Consider the following 17474-nt stretch of genomic DNA (forward strand, 5'->3'; position numbering starts at 1 on the left):
CGATGGGAACACCTTTTCCGCCTTTTGAGCCCAATGGCCGCGTGGATTCATCCCGCGGCCCAAAGCTGTCGCAGATACCGCTGCGTATTGTTATTCCGAACCTCATTACGGTTCTGGCCATTTGCGCTGGTCTGACCGGGATTCGTCTTGCTTTCGAAAACCGCTTCGAGCTGGCCGTCGCTATGGTGCTGGTTGCGGCATTTCTCGACGGCATCGACGGACGTGTCGCGCGCATGATGAAAGGCTCGTCGAAATTCGGCGAGCAGATGGATTCATTGGCCGATATCGTCAATTTCGGCGTTGCGCCCGCGCTGGTGCTTTATGCTTTCATGCTGGATCAGGCGCGTTCCTTCGGCTGGATCGCCGGTCTTCTCTATGCGATTGCCTGCTGCCTTCGTCTTGCGCGCTTCAATGTGATGCTGGAAGACCCGAACCGGCCTGCATGGCAGAGCAATTATTTCATCGGCGTGCCTGCGCCCGCAGGGGCCATGCTGGTGCTGCTGCCGGTCTATCTCGGTTTTCTCGGCCTGACGCCCTCGCGCGGGCTGGCCTTCGGCGTCGCCATCTATACGGTAGCCATCGCGTTCCTGCTGGTGAGCCGCCTGCCAGTCTATAACGGCAAATCGGCGGGCAGCCTCGTGCGCCGCGATATCGTCATGCCGCTGATCCTCTGCGTGGTCGTCTACGTGGCGTTCCTGATGAGCTTCACATGGCAGACGCTGAGCCTGACGGCTTTGGCCTATCTGGCGTTTTTGCCGTTCAGCCTTGCCGCATGGAACCGCCGCGAGGCAGCGGATCGTGCAGCTGCAGCAGAAACCGCGACCGCGAACGAGGAAGAAAAGCCGTCAGCGTCAGAAGAAAACTGACGGCAGCTTTTCCAGAATGAACGCAACGCGCTCCTCAACCGAAGTTTTCGGCAGGAGCGCGATTTCATATCCGAACCGGCGATAGGTTGTTTCCATCGCCGTGAAGGTGCACACAGCCTCGTCGAAATCCTGCTTGCGCTCGGCATCTTGCCCAAAAATATCCGGCCATGGCGGGGCGAGAAACACTGTTTTGTTATAACGAATCTGCTGTGCTGCCGCTTCCATATGCGGCGGTACGGGCAAGTTGCAAAGCGAAAGATAGCCGATCACATCCGGCACGCCGCGATCAAAGAAGACCGGCCCTGTTTGATCTTGCGCCAAGCGGTATGAGCGTATTTCCCACGATAACATGAGCTCGGCGAAGAGAGCGCGGTCGCCCCAGGGCAGGGCCGTGCCGCCAATGGCAACCTGATCCTGAATGATGGCGCGTCCGGCCTCCACGGTGCGGGCGTAGCCGTGCTGTTCGAGTGCGTCGATCAGCGTGCTCTTCCCCGATCCGGGTCCGCCGCTGATGACGATGAAGCGCGTAGTGGCGTCAGTCATTTCGTCCTCATGTTGAAAAAGGCTATTCACCAACTGAAAATTGGTTCATCAATTCGGGATGGGGGCAAAAGCAGCAAGCGCCAAGCCAGCGGGCGCGTCGGGGAGGATGAGCCACCCCGACCCAGGCAGGGGCTTTGCTCTCCTTTTGGAGGTGAACTATGTGGCTGATACCCATCAGGTTCACGCTTAGGATAAAGAAAACCCGCACAGGCTGGCAAGCATATGTGCGGGTCATAATCTTAGCCTAAGTACGCGGCGGCTGGAGTTACAGCTTCAGCCGCCATTCCAAACATAACTATTTTGGATCAGATTTTCAATCCGGCATGTGATAGTCGAGGAAGCGGTCCTGCCGCACGTCGAACAGCTTGCCCGTGACATTGAGCGCCGGATCGGCAAGCTTCACGATTTTTTCGGCCACTTCCTGCGGTGTCGGCAGGGTGTCCGGGTCTTCGCCGGGCATCGCTTGCGCGCGCATGGCGGTGCGGGTTGCGCCGGGATTGACCGAGTTGATGTTCAGCGCCATCTGCCTGGTCTCTTCGGCCCAGCTGCGGGCCATGACCTCGACAGCCGCCTTGGAGGCCGCATAAGGCCCCCAGAAGGCGCGGCAGCTATGCGCAACGCCGGATGAAAGCAGAATAGCGCGCCCGGCATCGGAAAGACGCAGCAGCGGATCGGTAGAGCGGATCAGCCGCCAAACGCTCGTCACGTTGACATTCATGACCTTCTCGAAGGTCTTCGCTTCCACATGGCCGATCGGCGAGATCGTGCCCAGCACGCCCGCATTGGCGACCATGATATCCAGTTTGCCCCAGCGCTCGTGGATCGAGCCGCCAAGGCGGTCGATGGCTTCCATGTCGGTGATGTCGAGCGGCACCAAAGTCGCGTTGCCGCCGAGCTTGCGAATGTCGTCGTCCAGCTCTTCAAGGCCGCCGACAGTGCGCGCCACGGCGATCACATGCGCGCCGCGCTTTGCCAGTTCCAGCGAAAGAAAATAGCCAATGCCGCGCGATGCGCCCGTTACCAAGGCCAGCCGGCCCGTAAGGTCGATTGTCATTCCGTCCCCAATGACTTTTATGAAGAGATTGGAGCGGCCCGGAGGCCGCCCGTTCGCGAATATGCGTCAGCCGTTGCTCGCAAGCAGCGACAGCGTGTGGATGTTGCTTTCGCCTTCCTGATCGAGAAGGCGGGTCGGGTAGTCACCCGTGAAATAGTGATCGGTGAAGGCAGGTGCCTTCGGATCACGAACCTTGCCGCCGACAGCCTTGTAGAGACCGTCGATGGACAGGAAGGCCAGCGAATCCGCACCGATGTAACGGCACATGGATTCCAGATCTTCATGCTGATTGGCCAGAAGCTTGTCGGCATGCGGTGTATCGATGCCGTAGAAATCCGGATGATAGATCATCGGGCTTGCCACGCGAATATGCACTTCCTTCGCACCCGCATCGCGCATCATCTGCACGATCTTGACCGAAGTGGTGCCGCGCACGATGGAATCATCTACCAGCACAACACGCTTGCCTTCGATCATGGCGCGATTGGCCGAATGCTTCAGCTTCACGCCCAGGGCGCGAATCTGCTGCGTCGGCTCAATGAAGGTACGGCCCACATAATGATTGCGGATGATGCCATATTCGAATGGAATGCCGCTTGCCTGCGCAAAGCCGAGCGCCGCAGGCGTACCGCCATCGGGCACCGGCACGATGACATCCGCTTCGACACCGGCTTCACCGGCAAGTTCGATGCCCATGTTCTTGCGCGCCACGTAGACGCTGCGTCCGCCGACGACCGAATCCGGGCGGGCGAAATAGACATATTCGAACAGGCACAGGCGTTCCGGCTGCGGGTTTTCCGCCTTGATGGACTGGGTGGTGATCGAGCCGTCCTGCTGGATTTCGCAGACGATCACTTCGCCATTTTCGACGTCGCGAATATATTTCGCGCCAATGATGTCGAGGGCGCAGGTTTCCGAGCAGAAGATCGGCTTGCCGTCCAGTTCGCCCATGACGAGCGGACGAATGCCGATGCTGTCACGCGCAGCGATCAGCTTGGTGCGGGTCAGCGCCAGCATGGCGTAACCGCCCTCGACCTGACGGATCGCATCCACGAAACGGTCGGAAGACGAGGCGAAACGCGACCGGGCGATCATATGCAAAACGACTTCCGTATCGGAAGTCGCCTGGAAGATCGCACCCGAGGCGATCAGCTGTTTGCGCAGCGAAATGCCGTTGGTGAAATTGCCGTTATGGGCAATCGCAATGCCGCCGACTTCCAGTTCCGCGAAAAGCGGCTGCACATTGCGCAGGATCGTTTCGCCGGTGGTGGAATAGCGCACATGGCCGATGGCGCGGTCGCCGGGCAGGCGGTTCAGCGTGGCGGCGTCGGTGAAATGGTCCCCGACGAGGCCCATATGGCGTTCGGAGTGGAAGCGGCGATTGTGATAGGACACAATACCGGCGGCTTCTTGCCCGCGATGTTGAAGGGCGTGCAGACCGAGCGCTGTCAGCGCTGCGGCGTCTTCATGACCCAAAATGCCGAATACACCACACTCTTCATGCAGGGTGTCGTCATCCAGCATAAAGGAAGTCTCATCATGCGACTGTTGGAACATTGTCCGCAAGGCCTTTCGATTGCGGGTTGTTAAAAACAACATTTACATGAAAGGACGCCGTTTTGAAAGCGATCCCTTGAACCCGCGTCAGTTAAGCTGATCATATAGGCCTTTATTGGGGCCAAAAACAGATGAAACCGGCACAAGCCGGTTTCAATTTTTTAAGTCAGATTGTGATTATTGCTGTGCAGGCGCGTCATCCGGGACAGGCGCTTCTTCCTGCTCGCCAGTGGCCGGAGCATTGTTCTGCTGCGGCTTGAACTTGTCGACCATCTTTTCCGGGTCAGCCGGCAGGAGATTGCGCAACTGTTCGCCGAAGGAATCGAGCATCGGCTTCGATTTGGCGTTGGTGATCCAGGCAGGCTGGTTATCCGGCACCGCCCAGTTGAAGAACAGCATGGCGACGACCATCAGAAGCACGCCGCGGGCCGCACCGAACAGGAAGCCCAGCGTGCGGTCGAGCGCGCCGATGCGGCTGTCGATGATGAAATCCGCGATCTTCATGGTGATCAGCGAAACGATGATCAGCACCACGAGGAAAACCGCAGCCATAGCGGCGATCATGGCCAGCGTGTCGTTATTGATATAGGGCTTTATGTAGGGCAGCACCGGCTTATAGAACAGGAATGCAGCAGCGGCGGCAGCGGCCCAGGATACCAGCGACAGCACTTCGCGGGAAAACCCGCGCACCATCGCCAGAACCGCTGATACCAGCGTTATTCCGAGTAGAATTCCATCAAGTATGGTTATCGGCATTCTGGCCTGTCCTCAGTGTTTCGCGCAAGCCGTTGGGTGCGCAGGGCAGTCAAAGACGCGGAAGCTTAACATCGGAAGGTTGACAGAATCTTCCCGCGTTAAGCCCCTGAATTATTACTTCTTTCCGGCACCCGATGCTGCAATGCGCGCAACGAGGTCGGGCAGGGCGGCGGTTTCCATGAGACGGAAGCTGCGATCTTTCCAAAGTTCGCCGCTGCCGCTTGGCACTTCCGCCTGCCGGAAGCCGAGTTTCTCCGCTTCCTTCAATCTCTGTACTGCATGCGTCACCGCACGAACAGCACCGGAAAGGCTGATTTCGCCGAAATAAACACAATCTGGCGGAAGGGCAATACCGGCCATGGAGGAAACAAGCGCCGAGGCAACGGCAATATCGGCAGCCGGTTCGCTGATCCGATAGCCGCCCGCGACATTCAGATAGACGTCATGCTGGCCGAAGCGAACGCCGCAATGCGATTCGAGCACTGCGAGGATCATGGCGAGACGCCCGCCATCCCAGCCCACGACCGCGCGTCGCGGCGTGCCGAGCGAGGAGGGTGCGACAAGGGCCTGAATTTCCACCAGAACCGGGCGCGTGCCTTCCATCCCGGCGAAAACCGCTGCCCCCGGCGCTTTTTCGTTGCGTTCGCCCAGAAAAAGCTCGGACGGATTGGACACTTCGCGCAAGCCGCCATCGGACATTTCAAAAACGCCGATTTCGTCGGTGGGGCCAAAGCGGTTTTTCACCGTGCGCAGGATGCGGTAATGATGCCCGCCTTCGCCTTCGAAATAGAGAACGCCATCGACCATGTGTTCGACCACGCGGGGACCGGCAATCTGGCCGTCCTTGGTGACATGGCCGACCAGAACAACCGCAGCGCCGGTCTGCTTGGCGTAACGGATCATGGCCTGTGCTGAGGAGCGCACCTGCGTCACCGTGCCGGGCGCGGAATCCGCCATGTCGGTCCAAAGCGTCTGGATCGAATCGATGATGACGAGATCGGGACGTTTGCCGTCGGAAATGGTAGCGATGATGTCTTCGACATTGGTTTCGGCGGCAAGTTCCACTGCCGATGTGGCGACACCGAGACGCTGCGCGCGCAGGCGGATCTGCGCGACGGCTTCTTCGCCTGAAACATAGACGATGCGGTGGCCGCGATTGGCAAGGGCTGCTGCCGCCTGCGTCAAAAGCGTTGACTTGCCGATGCCGGGATCGCCGCCGATCAGCAGCGCCGACCCGCGCACGAAGCCGCCGCCGGTTACACGGTCGAGTTCGCTGATGCCGGAAATAATGCGCGGCGCATCTTCAATGTCGCCGGACAGCGAGGTCAGCGCCACGGCGCGGCCCTTGCGCTTCGACAACATGGCGCCCGGACCGGAACCGATACCGCTATTGGTGCCTTCCTCGACAAGCGTGTTCCACTCGCCGCAGGAATCGCACTTGCCCGCCCAGCGCGTATGCACTGTGCCGCAATTTTGGCAGATGAACTGAATGCGCGCCTTGGCCATCAGAGACGCGCCTTTTTCGAAGAGATATTATTCATACTGTTCGGGAAGATAGGAACCCTCGGCCAGATCTGCAAATCGCGTGAATTCGGACTGGAAGGCGAGCTTGACCGTGCCGGTCGGTCCGTGGCGCTGCTTGGCGATGATGACATCGGCAGTGCCGCGCACTTTTTCAAAATGCTGCTTCCATTCTTCGTATTTCGGGTCGAACTCGTCGCGCGGTTCGAGGTTCTTGACGTAATATTCCTCGCGGAACACGAACAGCACCACGTCGGCGTCCTGCTCGATCGAGCCCGATTCACGAAGATCGGAGAGCTGCGGGCGCTTGTCGTCGCGGCTTTCCACCTGACGCGAGAGCTGGGAAAGCGCGATGATCGGAACGTTCAGTTCCTTGCCGAGCGCCTTCAGGCCGGTGGTGATTTCGGTGATTTCCTGCACGCGGTTCTGTGCCGAGGCCTTGGACGAGCCGGTCATCAGCTGCACGTAGTCGATGACCAGAACATCAAGGCCGCGCTGGCGCTTGAGGCGACGGGCGCGGGCGGCCAGCTGCGCGATGGAAATACCACCGGTCTGGTCGATATAAAGCGGGATTTTCTGCATCACCTGCGAGCAGGCGACCAGCTTTTCGAAATCGGTCTCGGTGATATCACCACGGCGGATTTTCGAGGACGACACTTCCGTCTGCTCGGAAATGATACGGGTGGCGAGCTGTTCCGCCGACATTTCGAGCGAGAAGAAGCCGACTACACCGCCATTCTTGGCTTTCACCGTTCCATCGGCCTGCTGTTCGCCCTCATAGGCATTGGCGATGTTGAAGGCGATATTGGTGGCGAGCGAGGTTTTACCCATGCCCGGACGTCCGGCGAGAATGATCAAGTCGGACGGCTGCAAGCCGCCCATCTTGCCGTCGAGCGTGTGAATGCCGGTGGAGATACCCGACAGGTGGCCATCGCGCATGAAAGCGGCATTGGCCATGTCCACGGCGGTGGTCACGGCGTCCTTGAACGGCAGGAAGCCGCCATCGTAACGACCGGTTTCTGCCAGTTCGAACAGGCGGCGCTCGGCGTCCTCGATCTGCTCCTGCGGCGCGTTGTCGACCGGCGCATCATAGGCGAGATTGACCATGTCCTCACCGATCCCGATTAGCGCGCGGCGGGTCGCCAGATCGTAGATCGCGCGGCCATAATCGGCAGCATTGATGATGGTGACGGCCTCGGTGGCAAGGCGGGTGACATATTGGAAGATCGAAAGATCGCCGACCTTGCCCTCGGGCAGAAAGGTCTTCATCGTAACCGGATTGGCCATCTTACCGACGCGGATCAGATCGGTGGTGATTTCGTAGATACGGCGATGCAGCGGCTCAAAGAAATGGGTCGGCTTCAGGAAGTCCGATATGCGGTAAAAGGCATCGTTGTTGATCAGGATTGCGCCCAGCAATGCCTGTTCCGCTTCGATATTGTGTGGTGCTTCCCGATAGAGTGCGTCCTTCTGATCGCGCACATCCTCGAGTTTGCGTACCGCCGCTTCCGCCATGATTCTTGATCCTGTCCCTGATGCTGCCAGCTAACCGTCATGTGATGCCAAACGCAACGCGGCTTCGGATGATTCCTGCTGGAAGGGATAAGCTATACCATGATTCACACTGATTCACAGTTTGCGCCTGTGCATGAGCGCTATGTTCTTGACGGGCGTTGCCGCGAATAGCAGTGGATATTACTCTGCCTCCCGATCATCAAATTCACCCTGTCCACGGTCGTGCCAGATCCCGGTGACAGGTTCTTCATGCAAAGGTTCATTCATGCGGCATCGTCTGATCGCAGCCGGGCTTTCCTGCCTTGCTTATCTCGCTTCGTTTACGGCACCGGCTACGGCTGCCGAGCCGATCAAGGTCAAGGTCTTCATCGCCGCCATGTTCGAAATCGGACAGAATAGCGGTGATCGCGCCGGTGAATTCCAGTGGTGGTATGACCGTTACTGGAAAGACGCAAAGCCCATCGAAGTGAAGGGCGCGCTGAAGCCGGTCTATTGCAACAATGACGGCGTTTGCGGCTCGGTGCTTGGCATGGGCAAGGTCAATTCCTCCTCCAGCATGCAGGCTATTCTGCTCGATCCGGCCTTCGATTTCTCGAAGAGCTATTATATTCTGTCGGGCGTCGGTGGTACGCCGCCATCGCGCGGCACCATCGGCGATGTCAGCTGGGCGACATGGCTGGTCGATTACGATCTCGGCCATCGCTGGGCGCCGGAAGAAGGCAAGCCCGGCGAGCCGGTTTTCATGCCGCGGAAGGGTTATGAGGATTACCGGGTCTTCAAGCTGAATCCAGATCTGATCGCCGCCGCGCTTCGCCTCGATTCGAAGGTCGAACTGCTTGATTCGCAGGACGCTCAGAACTATCGCATGCGTTATCCCGACAAGGCCGCACAGGCCAAGCCGTCGCTCAAGACAGGCACGCATATGACCGGCGATACGTTCTTCCACGGGCCCGGCCTGTCGAAAGAGGCGCAATATATCGCGCATCTCTACGGTGCGGACGATTATCTGGTGACGGAAATGGAAGCGGCTGCAATTACGCTCGTCATCAAGCGCCAGTTCGGCACGGATCGTATCGCCAGCCTGCGCGGCTCGGTGAACTTCGATCAGGGCAACCCGAACGAAACCACCTTGCAGCATCTTGATCCAGCGCCGGGTCAGACGGCAGGCGGTTTTGCGGAGACGGTGCAGAACATCTATCTCGTCGGTTCGCCGCTGGTCGATGATATCGTTACCCATTGGGACAAGTGGGAAACCGGAGTGCCGAAGGCCGACTAAAACAAGGATGAGTGCCGAAGGTCGAGTGAAAATGCAAAAGGGCTGCCGGAGACGGCAGCCCTTTTTGTGAACCGGTGCTCGCCGGATCAGGCGTTCGCGCTTTTCTTGACGGCGCGGGCCTCGCTATTGGCTCCCTTTGGCGCGCTGTCGAGCCGCTTGAGCCGCTTTTCTTCCGCTTCGATATAGTTGCGCGTCAGCGGAACGGATTCCTGCCGGTGCGCGATCTGGATGTGGAACACCATCATGTTCTGCCAGCGGAAGGCGCTTTCCGATGCGGCCAGATAAAACTCCCACATGCGGCAGAAGCGTTCGTCATAAAGCGCCTTGGCCCGTTCGCGATTGGCCATGAAGGCCTCACGCCAGGCTTTCAGCGTTTCCGCATAATGCAGCCGCAGGATTTCGATGTCGGTGACATAGAGCCCGGCCTTTTCGATATGCGGCAGCACTTCCGACAAAGCAGGAATGTAACCGCCCGGGAAGATATATTTGCGGATGAACGGATTGGTCGCGCCCGGTCCATCGGCACGCCCGATGGCATGCAGCATGAACACACCATCCGGCTTCATCAGTCGCGCCACATGCTGGAAATATTCCGCGAAATGGCCGACACCGACATGCTCGAACATGCCGACCGAAACCAGCCGGTCGAACTTGTCTTCGATATTGCGATAGTCGGTCAGTTCAAACTTAGCGCGGTCCGAAAGCCCTTCATCGGCGGCGCGCTGGTTGGCGATGCCGTGCTGTTCTTCCGACAGGGTCACACCGGTCACATTGGCCTTGAGATGGCGGGCGAGATAAAGCCCCATGCCGCCCCAGCCGCAGCCGATATCGAGCACCTTGTCGCCTTCCTTCACCAGCATTTTTGCGGCGATATGGCGCTTTTTTGCAAGTTGCGCTTCGGCAAGCGTTGCATTCGGTGTTTCGAAATAGGCGCAGGAATACTGCTTGTCCGGGTCGAGAAACAGGTCGTAAAGCTCGCCCGAAAGGTCGTAGTGACTTTTGATATTGTCGGACGAGCGCGCAATCGTGTTCATCTGCTGGAAGCGGCGGAACAGGATGCGCAGTTTCGCCAGCGCCTTCATCCACGGTTCTGTCGCGGCGGTCGGCCCGGTGTTTTCGAACACGATTTGAAGCAGCGTGTAGATATCGCCGTCCAGAAAGTCGATCTCGCCGTCCATGAAACATTCGGCGAGCTTCAGTTCGGGGTCGAGCGCTACGGCGCGCTCGGCGTGCTTCGTCTTGAAGTGTATATGAACCGGCACCCCGGTCTTGTCGCCATACTGCGAACGCGCACCACTAGAATCGGTGACCGTCAGGTCTCCGGTTTTAATCATATGCGAAAGAACAGTACGCATCATTCCATACATCGGCCCCATCTCCTTTTATGGAGTGAGACAGGCGTAGCATCCATGCGGTTGCATGGCAGGCGGCTTGTGTATCCTCTTCTCGAGCCACACTGTCATCAGATTTTCAGGCAGTTTCCGTAAGGTCTACCGGCCCTGGGAACGCTGTCTTAAGCAACGCGGACGTTTCCGTCTGCACCCTCTCCAATACATTACCATGGAGAAGAATAGGCAGTTTTCCCATTCTGGAAAGAGAAAATGCCCGGCGGAGGCCGCCGGGCATGATCATTTAAAGTTTACCACCATTGGAACGCCTGCTGACAAAGCTGGCTTTTCCGGAGGTAAGTGTAACAATTAAGCCTGGTCTTCAGCTTCTTCGTCTTCGTCGAAGATTTCTTCCGAAAGCGGGGCTTCTTCGATGCCGTAGATGGCTTCGATCGAGGTGAGGTCTTCACCCTTTGCCTGACGTTCAGCTTCTTCGTTCGAACGAGCGATGTTGACGGTCACTTCAACCTGAACTTCCGGATGCAGCGAAATCGAAACTTCGTGCAGGCCGATGGTCTTGATCGGATGGTTCAGTTCAACCTGGTTGCGGTGCAGGGTGAAGCCGTTTGCGGTGATGATGTCGGCGATGTCGCGGGTCGAAACCGAACCGTAGAGCTGACCGGTTTCACCAGCCGAACGCACAACGATAAAGCTCTGGCCATTCAGCTTTTCAGCAACGGCGCTTGCTTCGTTCTTGCGTTCCAGGTTCTGGGCTTCGAGCTGAGCGCGCTGGCCTTCGAACTTCTTCTTGTTGGCTTCGTTGGCACGAAGAGCCTTGCCCTGCGGGAGCAGGAAGTTACGGGCATAGCCGTCCTTGACCTTGACGGTTTCGCCCATCTGGCCGAGGCGGCCAATGCGTTCCAGAAGAATGACTTCCATTGGAGTTTCCTTTCGAGTGTTTAATCCGGGTTATTGTTTGTCATTGCCCGGAATTTTCGAGATCGGCGCGCCACGCGACGTATCGAAAAGTCCGAGAACCATGAAGACGAAAAGCAGAAATGCGAAAAGAATGATCGCAAAATAGGCAAACCACAGCGCCACCGGGCGCCATACCTTGCCGCGTGTGCGCATATGCATGATGGCAAGGCCCGCCATCATGAAGCCTGCGCCGAGCGAGCCGACCACGACGGTTGCCACCAGACCGGCGGCGCCCGACAGGAAAGCGACTGCAAGTGCTACTGCGAAAACGATCAGCGCCGTGCGCGGCATGCGCAGCGTTGCGGGCCAGTCGTCACGCGGACGGCGCAGGCGGCCCGACATGGCAGTCAGGCGCAGCGCCAGATAGAGATTGCCGACCAGAATGGCAAGGCACGTGGCGGGCTGGATCGCCGGAAGGGCGAACATCAGCAGCGCCGACATGGTGTTGCGCATTTCATCGCTGGCGGTGAATTGCGGGTCGGCTTCGGCAACGCGGTCGATAACCGCATTGGCAAGTTCGCGCGCCATATCCGGGCCAAAACCCAGAACTGCGCCGATGATGATGAAGGAAACCGCCACCATCAGGGCGAGGCGGAAAACGATATCCGACAGCGGATACCAGACCATCACGCCTTTCGGTCCGCCCAGTTCTTCGGCGGGGCGCGCAAGGCCGGACAGATATGCACCGATGGCCGCAGGAATATAGCTCGTCAGCGCCATCAGGAGGGCCGCCATCGGAACGGCGAATACGCCGACCGCGACAGTTGCTACGGCTGCTGCGACAATACCGGCGGTGGAACCCCAGCCGAGTGCTGCAACGAAAATGGGAAGCGGTGTCAGGAAATACAGGACCATCGCCATGCCCGACTGGACAATGACGCCGGACGACATCAATGCCGAGGCAAGCCCCGCCAATATGCCGACACCAAGTATGGTTCCGTTGAATTTCATCGGTTTCGCTGTCCTGCCCCGGTCTTGCCGGCTCGTGCAGTTAGAGGCAAATGCCCCAACTTGGGTTTTCAGTACGCTCCGTTGCGCCCATCGCAAGGGAGGAAAAGGTCCGGGAGGCAAACTCTGATGAGATGCCTCCCGAAAATCTTGTCTTACTTCACAACGTAAGGCAGCAGGCCGAGGAAACGGGCGCGCTTGATCGCCTTGGCGAGTTCACGCTGCTTCTTCTGGCTGACAGCCGTAATACGGGAAGGAACGATCTTGCCGCGTTCGGAAATGTAACGCTGCAGAAGCTTGATGTCCTTGTAGTCGATCTTCGGTGCGTTTGCGCCGGAGAACGGGCACGTCTTGCGACGGCGATGGAAAGGACGGCGGGTCGGGATCTGATTGATATCAACCATGATTATGCTCCTTCACCAGCTTCGTTGTCGCGCGGGCGACGTGGGCCGCGATCACCGCGATCGCCACGATCACCGCGGTCGAAACCACCTTCACGGCGGCGCGGACGGTCATCACCATCACGCTCGCGACGGTCGTCACGGCGGGTCAGCATAGCCGACTGGCCTTCTTCGTGTTCTTCAACGCGAATGGTCATGAAGCGCAGGACGTCTTCATTGATGCGCATCTGACGTTCCATTTCAGCAACGGCAGCAGCCGGAGCGTCGATGTTCAGAAGCGTATAATACGCCTTACGGTTTTTGTTGATACGGTAGGTGAGGGGACGCAGACCCCAAGCTTCAACCTTACCGACCTTGCCGCCATTAGCTTCGAGGACACCCTTGTACTGTTCGACGAGAGCGTCGACCTGCTGCTGGGAAATGTCCTGGCGGGCAAGAAGCACATGTTCATAAAGAGCCATTGGCTTTGCCTTTCTTCGTTATATCACGCCGACACCAGCGGCTAAGCCCCTGCGACTTCTCTTTTGCCGGAAACCGGTGAAGAAAGGACGCGTATTTGAGACGGTCGAGAGCGGAGACACGGGAGGCAGAAGCGCTTATGACTTCCAACGTGCTATCCTGCTTTTAACGGCAAGAAGACACGGCCCTCCGTTCAGCCCCCAGCTGGTGCCGAACAATGAACGGGCGGCTATTACGTGTTTTTCCCCTTGTTTGCAAGCGCGATATCCCCGAAAAACCGACAAATGCTTGACTTTTCGCCCAAGGCTAAGGCACATCGCGCCAAATTGTGCATTTCATTGCAGGCATGGCGGCGAAAACGGATACCGGTTTCACCTTTATCATATGCATAGAACCAGAACGAGGCATCAATGGCGGTAGCATTTACCTTTCCCGGACAGGGCAGCCAGGCGGTAGGCATGGGCAAAGCCCTGGCCGAACAGTTCGCGGAAGCGCGCGCCGTCTTCGACGAAGTGGACGCAGCGCTTGGCGAAAAGCTGTCCGCCACCATGTTCGAAGGCCCGGAAGACGTTCTGACGCTTACCGCCAATGCCCAGCCCGCGCTGATGGCCGTGTCGATGGCCGTCCTGCGCGTCATGGAAGCGCGTGGCTTCTCGCTGAAGGAAAAGGTTTCCTATGTGGCCGGTCATTCGCTGGGCGAGTATTCCGCACTTTGCGCTGCTGGCACCTTCTCGCTTGCCGATACGGCGCGCCTCCTGCGCATTCGCGGCAATGCGATGCAGAAGGCTGTTCCGGTTGGCGAAGGCGCGATGGCTGCCATCATCGGTCTGGAACATGGCGATGTGGAAGCAATCTGCACGGAAGCAAAGGCTTCCGGTTCTGTTCAGATCGCCAATGACAATGGCGGCGGCCAGCTGGTAATTTCCGGCTCCAAGGCTGCGGTCGAACTGGCGGCAAAGCTTGCTTCGGAAAAGGGCGCAAAGCGCGCCATCATGCTGCCGGTTTCCGCACCCTTCCATTCGACTCTGATGGCTCCGGCTGCTGAAGCAATGCGCGAAGCGCTGGCCAGTGTCGAGAAGCACAATCCGGTTGTCCCGCTCATCGCCAATGTGCGCGCCGCGCCGGTGACGGACGCCAGTGAAATCGCCGATCTGCTGGTTGAGCAGGTGACGGGTCAGGTGCGATGGCGCGAGACCGTGGAATGGTTTGCCGCCAATGGCGTGACCTCGCTTTATGAAGTAGGTTCGGGCAAGGTTCTGACCGGTCTGGCGCGCCGCATCTCCAAGGATGTGTCGGGCGCCGCTGTTGGTTCGGCTGAAGAAATCGAAGCAGCGCTTGCTGCTCTGGCATAAAAGCTCATTAGCTAAAAGGATCCGATATGTTTGATCTGACTGGCCGCAAGGCTCTCGTAACCGGTGCGACCGGCGGTCTGGGTGAAGCGATTGCTCGCGCTATCCATGCACAGGGCGCTATTGTCGGCCTGCACGGTACGCGCGAAGAAAAGCTGAAGGAACTGGCCGCGGAACTCGGCGATCGTGTTTTCATCTTCCCGGCCAATCTGTCGGACCGCGAAGCCGTCAAGGCGCTCGGCCAGAAGGCGGAAGAAGAGCTGGGCGGCGTCGATATTCTGGTCAACAATGCCGGTATCACCCGTGACGGCCTGTTCGTGCGCATGAGCGATGAAGACTGGGATGCCGTTCTGAATGTCAATCTCACCTCGGTTTTCAACCTGACGCGTGAGCTGACCCATCCGATGATGCGCCGCCGCAATGGCCGCATCATCAACATCACCTCCATCGTCGGCGTGACCGGCAATCCGGGGCAGGCGAATTATTGCGCGTCGAAGGCGGGCCTCATCGGCTTCTCCAAGTCGCTGGCGCAGGAAATCGCAAGCCGCAATGTGACGGTGAACTGCATTGCGCCGGGCTTTATCGAATCGGCCATGACCGACAAGCTGAACGACAAGCAAAAAGAAGCGATCATGGCCAATATTCCCATGAAGCGCATGGGTGTTGGCGCCGATATTGCCGCTGCCGTGGTCTATCTCGCCAGCGATCAGGCCGGCTACGTGACGGGTCAGACGCTGCACATCAATGGCGGCATGGCCATGATTTAAGCCCCTTCACGCCGCCAGTTTATGGTATAAAACACCTTAATACATGGGGCGTGACGGGAAAAGGCGCTTTGCCTTGCTCAAGAAGCATGGTAATGCGCCCATCGAGAGTTGTGGCATTTCGTAGAATTTGCCGCGATCCTGTTCCGAAAGGAATATCCACAGGATGACTGTCCGAGCGGCTTCGCTCGAAACTGGCAGTCATCTTAGAACTTGATTACAATCCTGCATGCCGCTAACCAAGGCAGAGCAACAAACAAACAGGTCGAGGTTCCGACATGAGCGATACCGCAGAGCGCGTCAAGAAAATCGTTGTTGAACATCTGGGCGTAGATGCCGACAAGGTCACGGAAGGCGCAAGCTTCATTGATGATCTCGGCGCAGACAGCCTCGACACCGTCGAGCTGGTCATGGCTTTCGAAGAAGAATTCGGCGTTGAAATTCCTGACGACGCTGCAGAAACGATCCTCACGGTCGGCGACGCTGTGAAGTTCATCGACAAGGCTTCGGCCTAATCAGGACCAGAGCTGAGGGCTGGGCTCTTCGGAACCCGGCCCTGCCTGTATTCTGAGCTCTATTCCGACATTGCCGGATGCTGCGCCTTTGTAATGAAGGTTGCCTCGCATCCGGGAATGGTCGGGAATAAAGCGTGTAGAAAATACAGTGTACAGACATGTCTGTACGGGCCGTTTCGGCATCCAAGTGAATTTGCCGGCATGCCGGTGTCGGATCGTTTCGACAGGCTCTTGCGGCAGACTCCGATTTAACGATTGGAGCATCATCCCTTTCAAAGTCAGGCCCGGACATTGCATCTGCCGGTGAAAGCCTGCGGGTAGATGCTCGTGACATAACAGTTTTAAGGGGTGGATATGAGGCGTGTCGTCATCACCGGTCTCGGTCTGGTGTCACCGCTTGCAAGCGGTGTGGAAGAGTCCTGGAAGCGGCTTCTGGCTGGCGAAAGCGGGGCTCGCCGCATCACGGAATTCGAGGTTGACGATCTGGCCTGCCAGATTGCCTGCCGCATTCCGGTTGGCGACGGCACCAACGGCACGTTCAATGCCGATCTCCACATGGAGCCCAAGGAGCAGCGCAAGGTCGATCCGTTCATCGTCTATGCCGTCGGCGCGGCCGATCAGGCACTGGATGACGCGAACTGGCATCCCGAAAGCGATGAAGATCAGGTGCGCACCGGCGTTCTGATCGGTTCCGGCATTGGCGGCATCGAAGGCATTGTCGAAGCGGGCTACACGCTGCGCGACAAGGGCCCGCGCCGCATTTCCCCGTTCTTCATTCCCGGCCGTCTGATCAACCTGGCTTCCGGCCATGTGTCGATCAAGCACAATCTGCGTGGCCCGAACCATTCGGTCGTCACCGCCTGCGCAACAGGCACGCACGCCATTGGCGATGCCGCCCGCCTGATCGCTTTCGGCGACGCCGAGGTGATGGTTGCCGGTGGCACGGAATCGCCGGTCAGCCGCATTTCGCTGGCGGGCTTTGCCGCCTGCAAGGCGCTGTCCACCAAGCGCAACGACGATCCGACCGCCGCATCGCGTCCTTATGACGATGACCGTGACGGCTTCGTCATGGGCGAAGGTGCAGGCGTTGTGGTTCTGGAAGAACTCGAACACGCGCTGGCGCGTGGCGCGAAGATCTATGCCGAAGTGATCGGCTACGGCCTTTCGGGCGATGCCTACCACATCACGGCTCCGACCGAGAGCGGCGAAGGTGCGGAGCGCTGCATGGTTGCGGCTCTCAAGCGCGCTGAAATCACGCCGGACCAGATCGACTACATCAACGCCCATGGCACATCGACCATGGCCGATACGATCGAACTGGGCGCTGTCGAGCGCGTGGTCGGCGATGCGGCTTCGAAGATTTCCATGTCCTCGACCAAGTCGTCCATCGGCCATCTTCTGGGTGCCGCCGGTGCTGCCGAAGCGATTTTCTCGACGCTGGCCATTCGCGACAATATCGCACCTGCGACGCTCAATCTCGACAATCCGGCTGTCTCGACCAAGATCGATCTGGTGCCGCACAAGGCGCGCGAACGCAAGATCGACGTGGCTCTTTCGAACTCCTTCGGATTCGGTGGAACCAACGCTTCGCTGGTGTTGCGTCGCTATTCCTGACCGGCATTTCTGGCCGGGCAGACCAAATCT

17 protein-coding genes are annotated in these 17474 nt (G+C 58.5%); 6 read left to right on the top strand and 11 right to left on the bottom strand.

Annotated elements, in window-relative coordinates:
- The first annotated feature begins 2 nt into the window (after positions 1 to 2).
- Positions 3 to 866 (top strand): CDP-diacylglycerol--serine O-phosphatidyltransferase, encoded by an 864-nt coding sequence (gene pssA / locus FIC94_RS15055; RefSeq protein WP_140025439.1) that lies wholly within the window; start codon positions 3 to 5, stop codon positions 864 to 866.
- On the opposite strand, the gene FIC94_RS15060 is transcribed toward pssA, so the two are convergent.
- The 6 genes from FIC94_RS15060 to FIC94_RS15085 all read right to left on the bottom strand — a co-directional run bounded on the left by FIC94_RS15060 (position 852) and on the right by FIC94_RS15085 (position 7812).
- Positions 852 to 1409, bottom strand: a complete 558-nt coding sequence (locus FIC94_RS15060) for an AAA family ATPase (protein ID WP_140025440.1) — start codon at positions 1407 to 1409, stop codon at positions 852 to 854. The genes pssA and FIC94_RS15060 overlap by 15 nt on opposite strands.
- A gap of 313 nt (positions 1410 to 1722) precedes the next feature.
- On the bottom strand, positions 1723 to 2463 hold the full coding sequence (locus tag FIC94_RS15065; protein ID WP_140025441.1) for an SDR family NAD(P)-dependent oxidoreductase: 741 nt from the start codon (positions 2461 to 2463) through the stop codon (positions 1723 to 1725).
- A 66-nt stretch (positions 2464 to 2529) separates the two neighbouring features.
- Entirely contained in the window at positions 2530 to 4020 is a 1491-nt protein-coding gene (gene purF, locus FIC94_RS15070) for an amidophosphoribosyltransferase (protein ID WP_109368470.1), read from the bottom strand.
- Positions 4021 to 4197: 177 nt separating this feature from the next.
- A complete protein-coding gene (locus tag FIC94_RS15075; RefSeq protein WP_109368471.1) occupies positions 4198 to 4776 on the bottom strand; it encodes a CvpA family protein in 579 nt (192 codons plus the stop codon).
- Positions 4777 to 4890: 114 nt separating this feature from the next.
- Positions 4891 to 6282, bottom strand: a complete 1392-nt coding sequence (gene radA, locus FIC94_RS15080) for a DNA repair protein RadA (RefSeq protein ID WP_109368472.1) — start codon at positions 6280 to 6282, stop codon at positions 4891 to 4893.
- Between the two features lie 27 nt (positions 6283 to 6309).
- Positions 6310 to 7812 (bottom strand): replicative DNA helicase, encoded by a 1503-nt coding sequence (locus FIC94_RS15085; RefSeq protein WP_109368473.1) that lies wholly within the window; start codon positions 7810 to 7812, stop codon positions 6310 to 6312.
- 265 nt (positions 7813 to 8077) lie between these two features.
- On the opposite strand from FIC94_RS15085, the gene FIC94_RS15090 reads away from it, so the two are divergent.
- Positions 8078 to 9088, top strand: coding sequence for a purine-nucleoside phosphorylase (locus FIC94_RS15090; protein WP_121537347.1), 1011 nt, complete (start codon positions 8078 to 8080; stop codon positions 9086 to 9088).
- Between the two features lie 86 nt (positions 9089 to 9174).
- On the opposite strand, the gene FIC94_RS15095 is transcribed toward FIC94_RS15090, so the two are convergent.
- The 5 genes from FIC94_RS15095 to rpsF all read right to left on the bottom strand — a co-directional run bounded on the left by FIC94_RS15095 (position 9175) and on the right by rpsF (position 13204).
- Positions 9175 to 10455 (bottom strand): cyclopropane fatty acid synthase, encoded by a 1281-nt coding sequence (locus FIC94_RS15095; protein ID WP_109368475.1) that lies wholly within the window; start codon positions 10453 to 10455, stop codon positions 9175 to 9177.
- Between the two features lie 330 nt (positions 10456 to 10785).
- A complete protein-coding gene (gene rplI, locus FIC94_RS15100) occupies positions 10786 to 11355 on the bottom strand; it encodes a 50S ribosomal protein L9 (protein ID WP_109368476.1) in 570 nt (189 codons plus the stop codon).
- A gap of 30 nt (positions 11356 to 11385) precedes the next feature.
- Complete coding sequence (locus FIC94_RS15105; RefSeq protein ID WP_140025442.1) at positions 11386 to 12345, bottom strand: DUF2232 domain-containing protein; 960 nt, start codon at positions 12343 to 12345, stop codon at positions 11386 to 11388.
- Between the two features lie 152 nt (positions 12346 to 12497).
- Positions 12498 to 12746: a 30S ribosomal protein S18 gene (gene rpsR / locus FIC94_RS15110; protein ID WP_006466219.1), complete on the bottom strand. Its 249-nt coding sequence runs from the start codon at positions 12744 to 12746 to the stop codon at positions 12498 to 12500.
- Between the two features lie 2 nt (positions 12747 to 12748).
- On the bottom strand, positions 12749 to 13204 hold the full coding sequence (gene rpsF / locus FIC94_RS15115) for a 30S ribosomal protein S6 (protein ID WP_121537353.1): 456 nt from the start codon (positions 13202 to 13204) through the stop codon (positions 12749 to 12751).
- A 408-nt stretch (positions 13205 to 13612) separates the two neighbouring features.
- On the opposite strand from rpsF, the gene fabD reads away from it, so the two are divergent.
- The 4 genes from fabD (at position 13613) to fabF (ending at position 17444) form a co-directional block, all read left to right on the top strand.
- A complete protein-coding gene (gene fabD / locus FIC94_RS15120; RefSeq protein ID WP_109368479.1) occupies positions 13613 to 14554 on the top strand; it encodes an ACP S-malonyltransferase in 942 nt (313 codons plus the stop codon).
- A 26-nt stretch (positions 14555 to 14580) separates the two neighbouring features.
- On the top strand, positions 14581 to 15318 hold the full coding sequence (gene fabG, locus FIC94_RS15125) for a 3-oxoacyl-[acyl-carrier-protein] reductase (protein WP_140025443.1): 738 nt from the start codon (positions 14581 to 14583) through the stop codon (positions 15316 to 15318).
- A gap of 275 nt (positions 15319 to 15593) precedes the next feature.
- The gene (locus tag FIC94_RS15135; RefSeq protein WP_002963616.1) at positions 15594 to 15830 is read left to right on the top strand and encodes an acyl carrier protein; all 237 of its coding nucleotides are present in this window, start codon (positions 15594 to 15596) and stop codon (positions 15828 to 15830) included.
- A gap of 354 nt (positions 15831 to 16184) precedes the next feature.
- Positions 16185 to 17444 carry a beta-ketoacyl-ACP synthase II gene (fabF, locus tag FIC94_RS15140; protein ID WP_109368481.1) on the top strand — a complete coding sequence of 420 codons (1260 nt, stop codon included), beginning with the start codon at positions 16185 to 16187 and terminating at the stop codon, positions 17442 to 17444.
- Positions 17445 to 17474 lie beyond the last annotated feature (30 nt).

The sequence above is a fragment of the Ochrobactrum teleogrylli genome (assembly GCF_006376685.1).
GTDB classification, from domain to species: Bacteria; Pseudomonadota; Alphaproteobacteria; order Rhizobiales; family Rhizobiaceae; genus Brucella; species Brucella teleogrylli.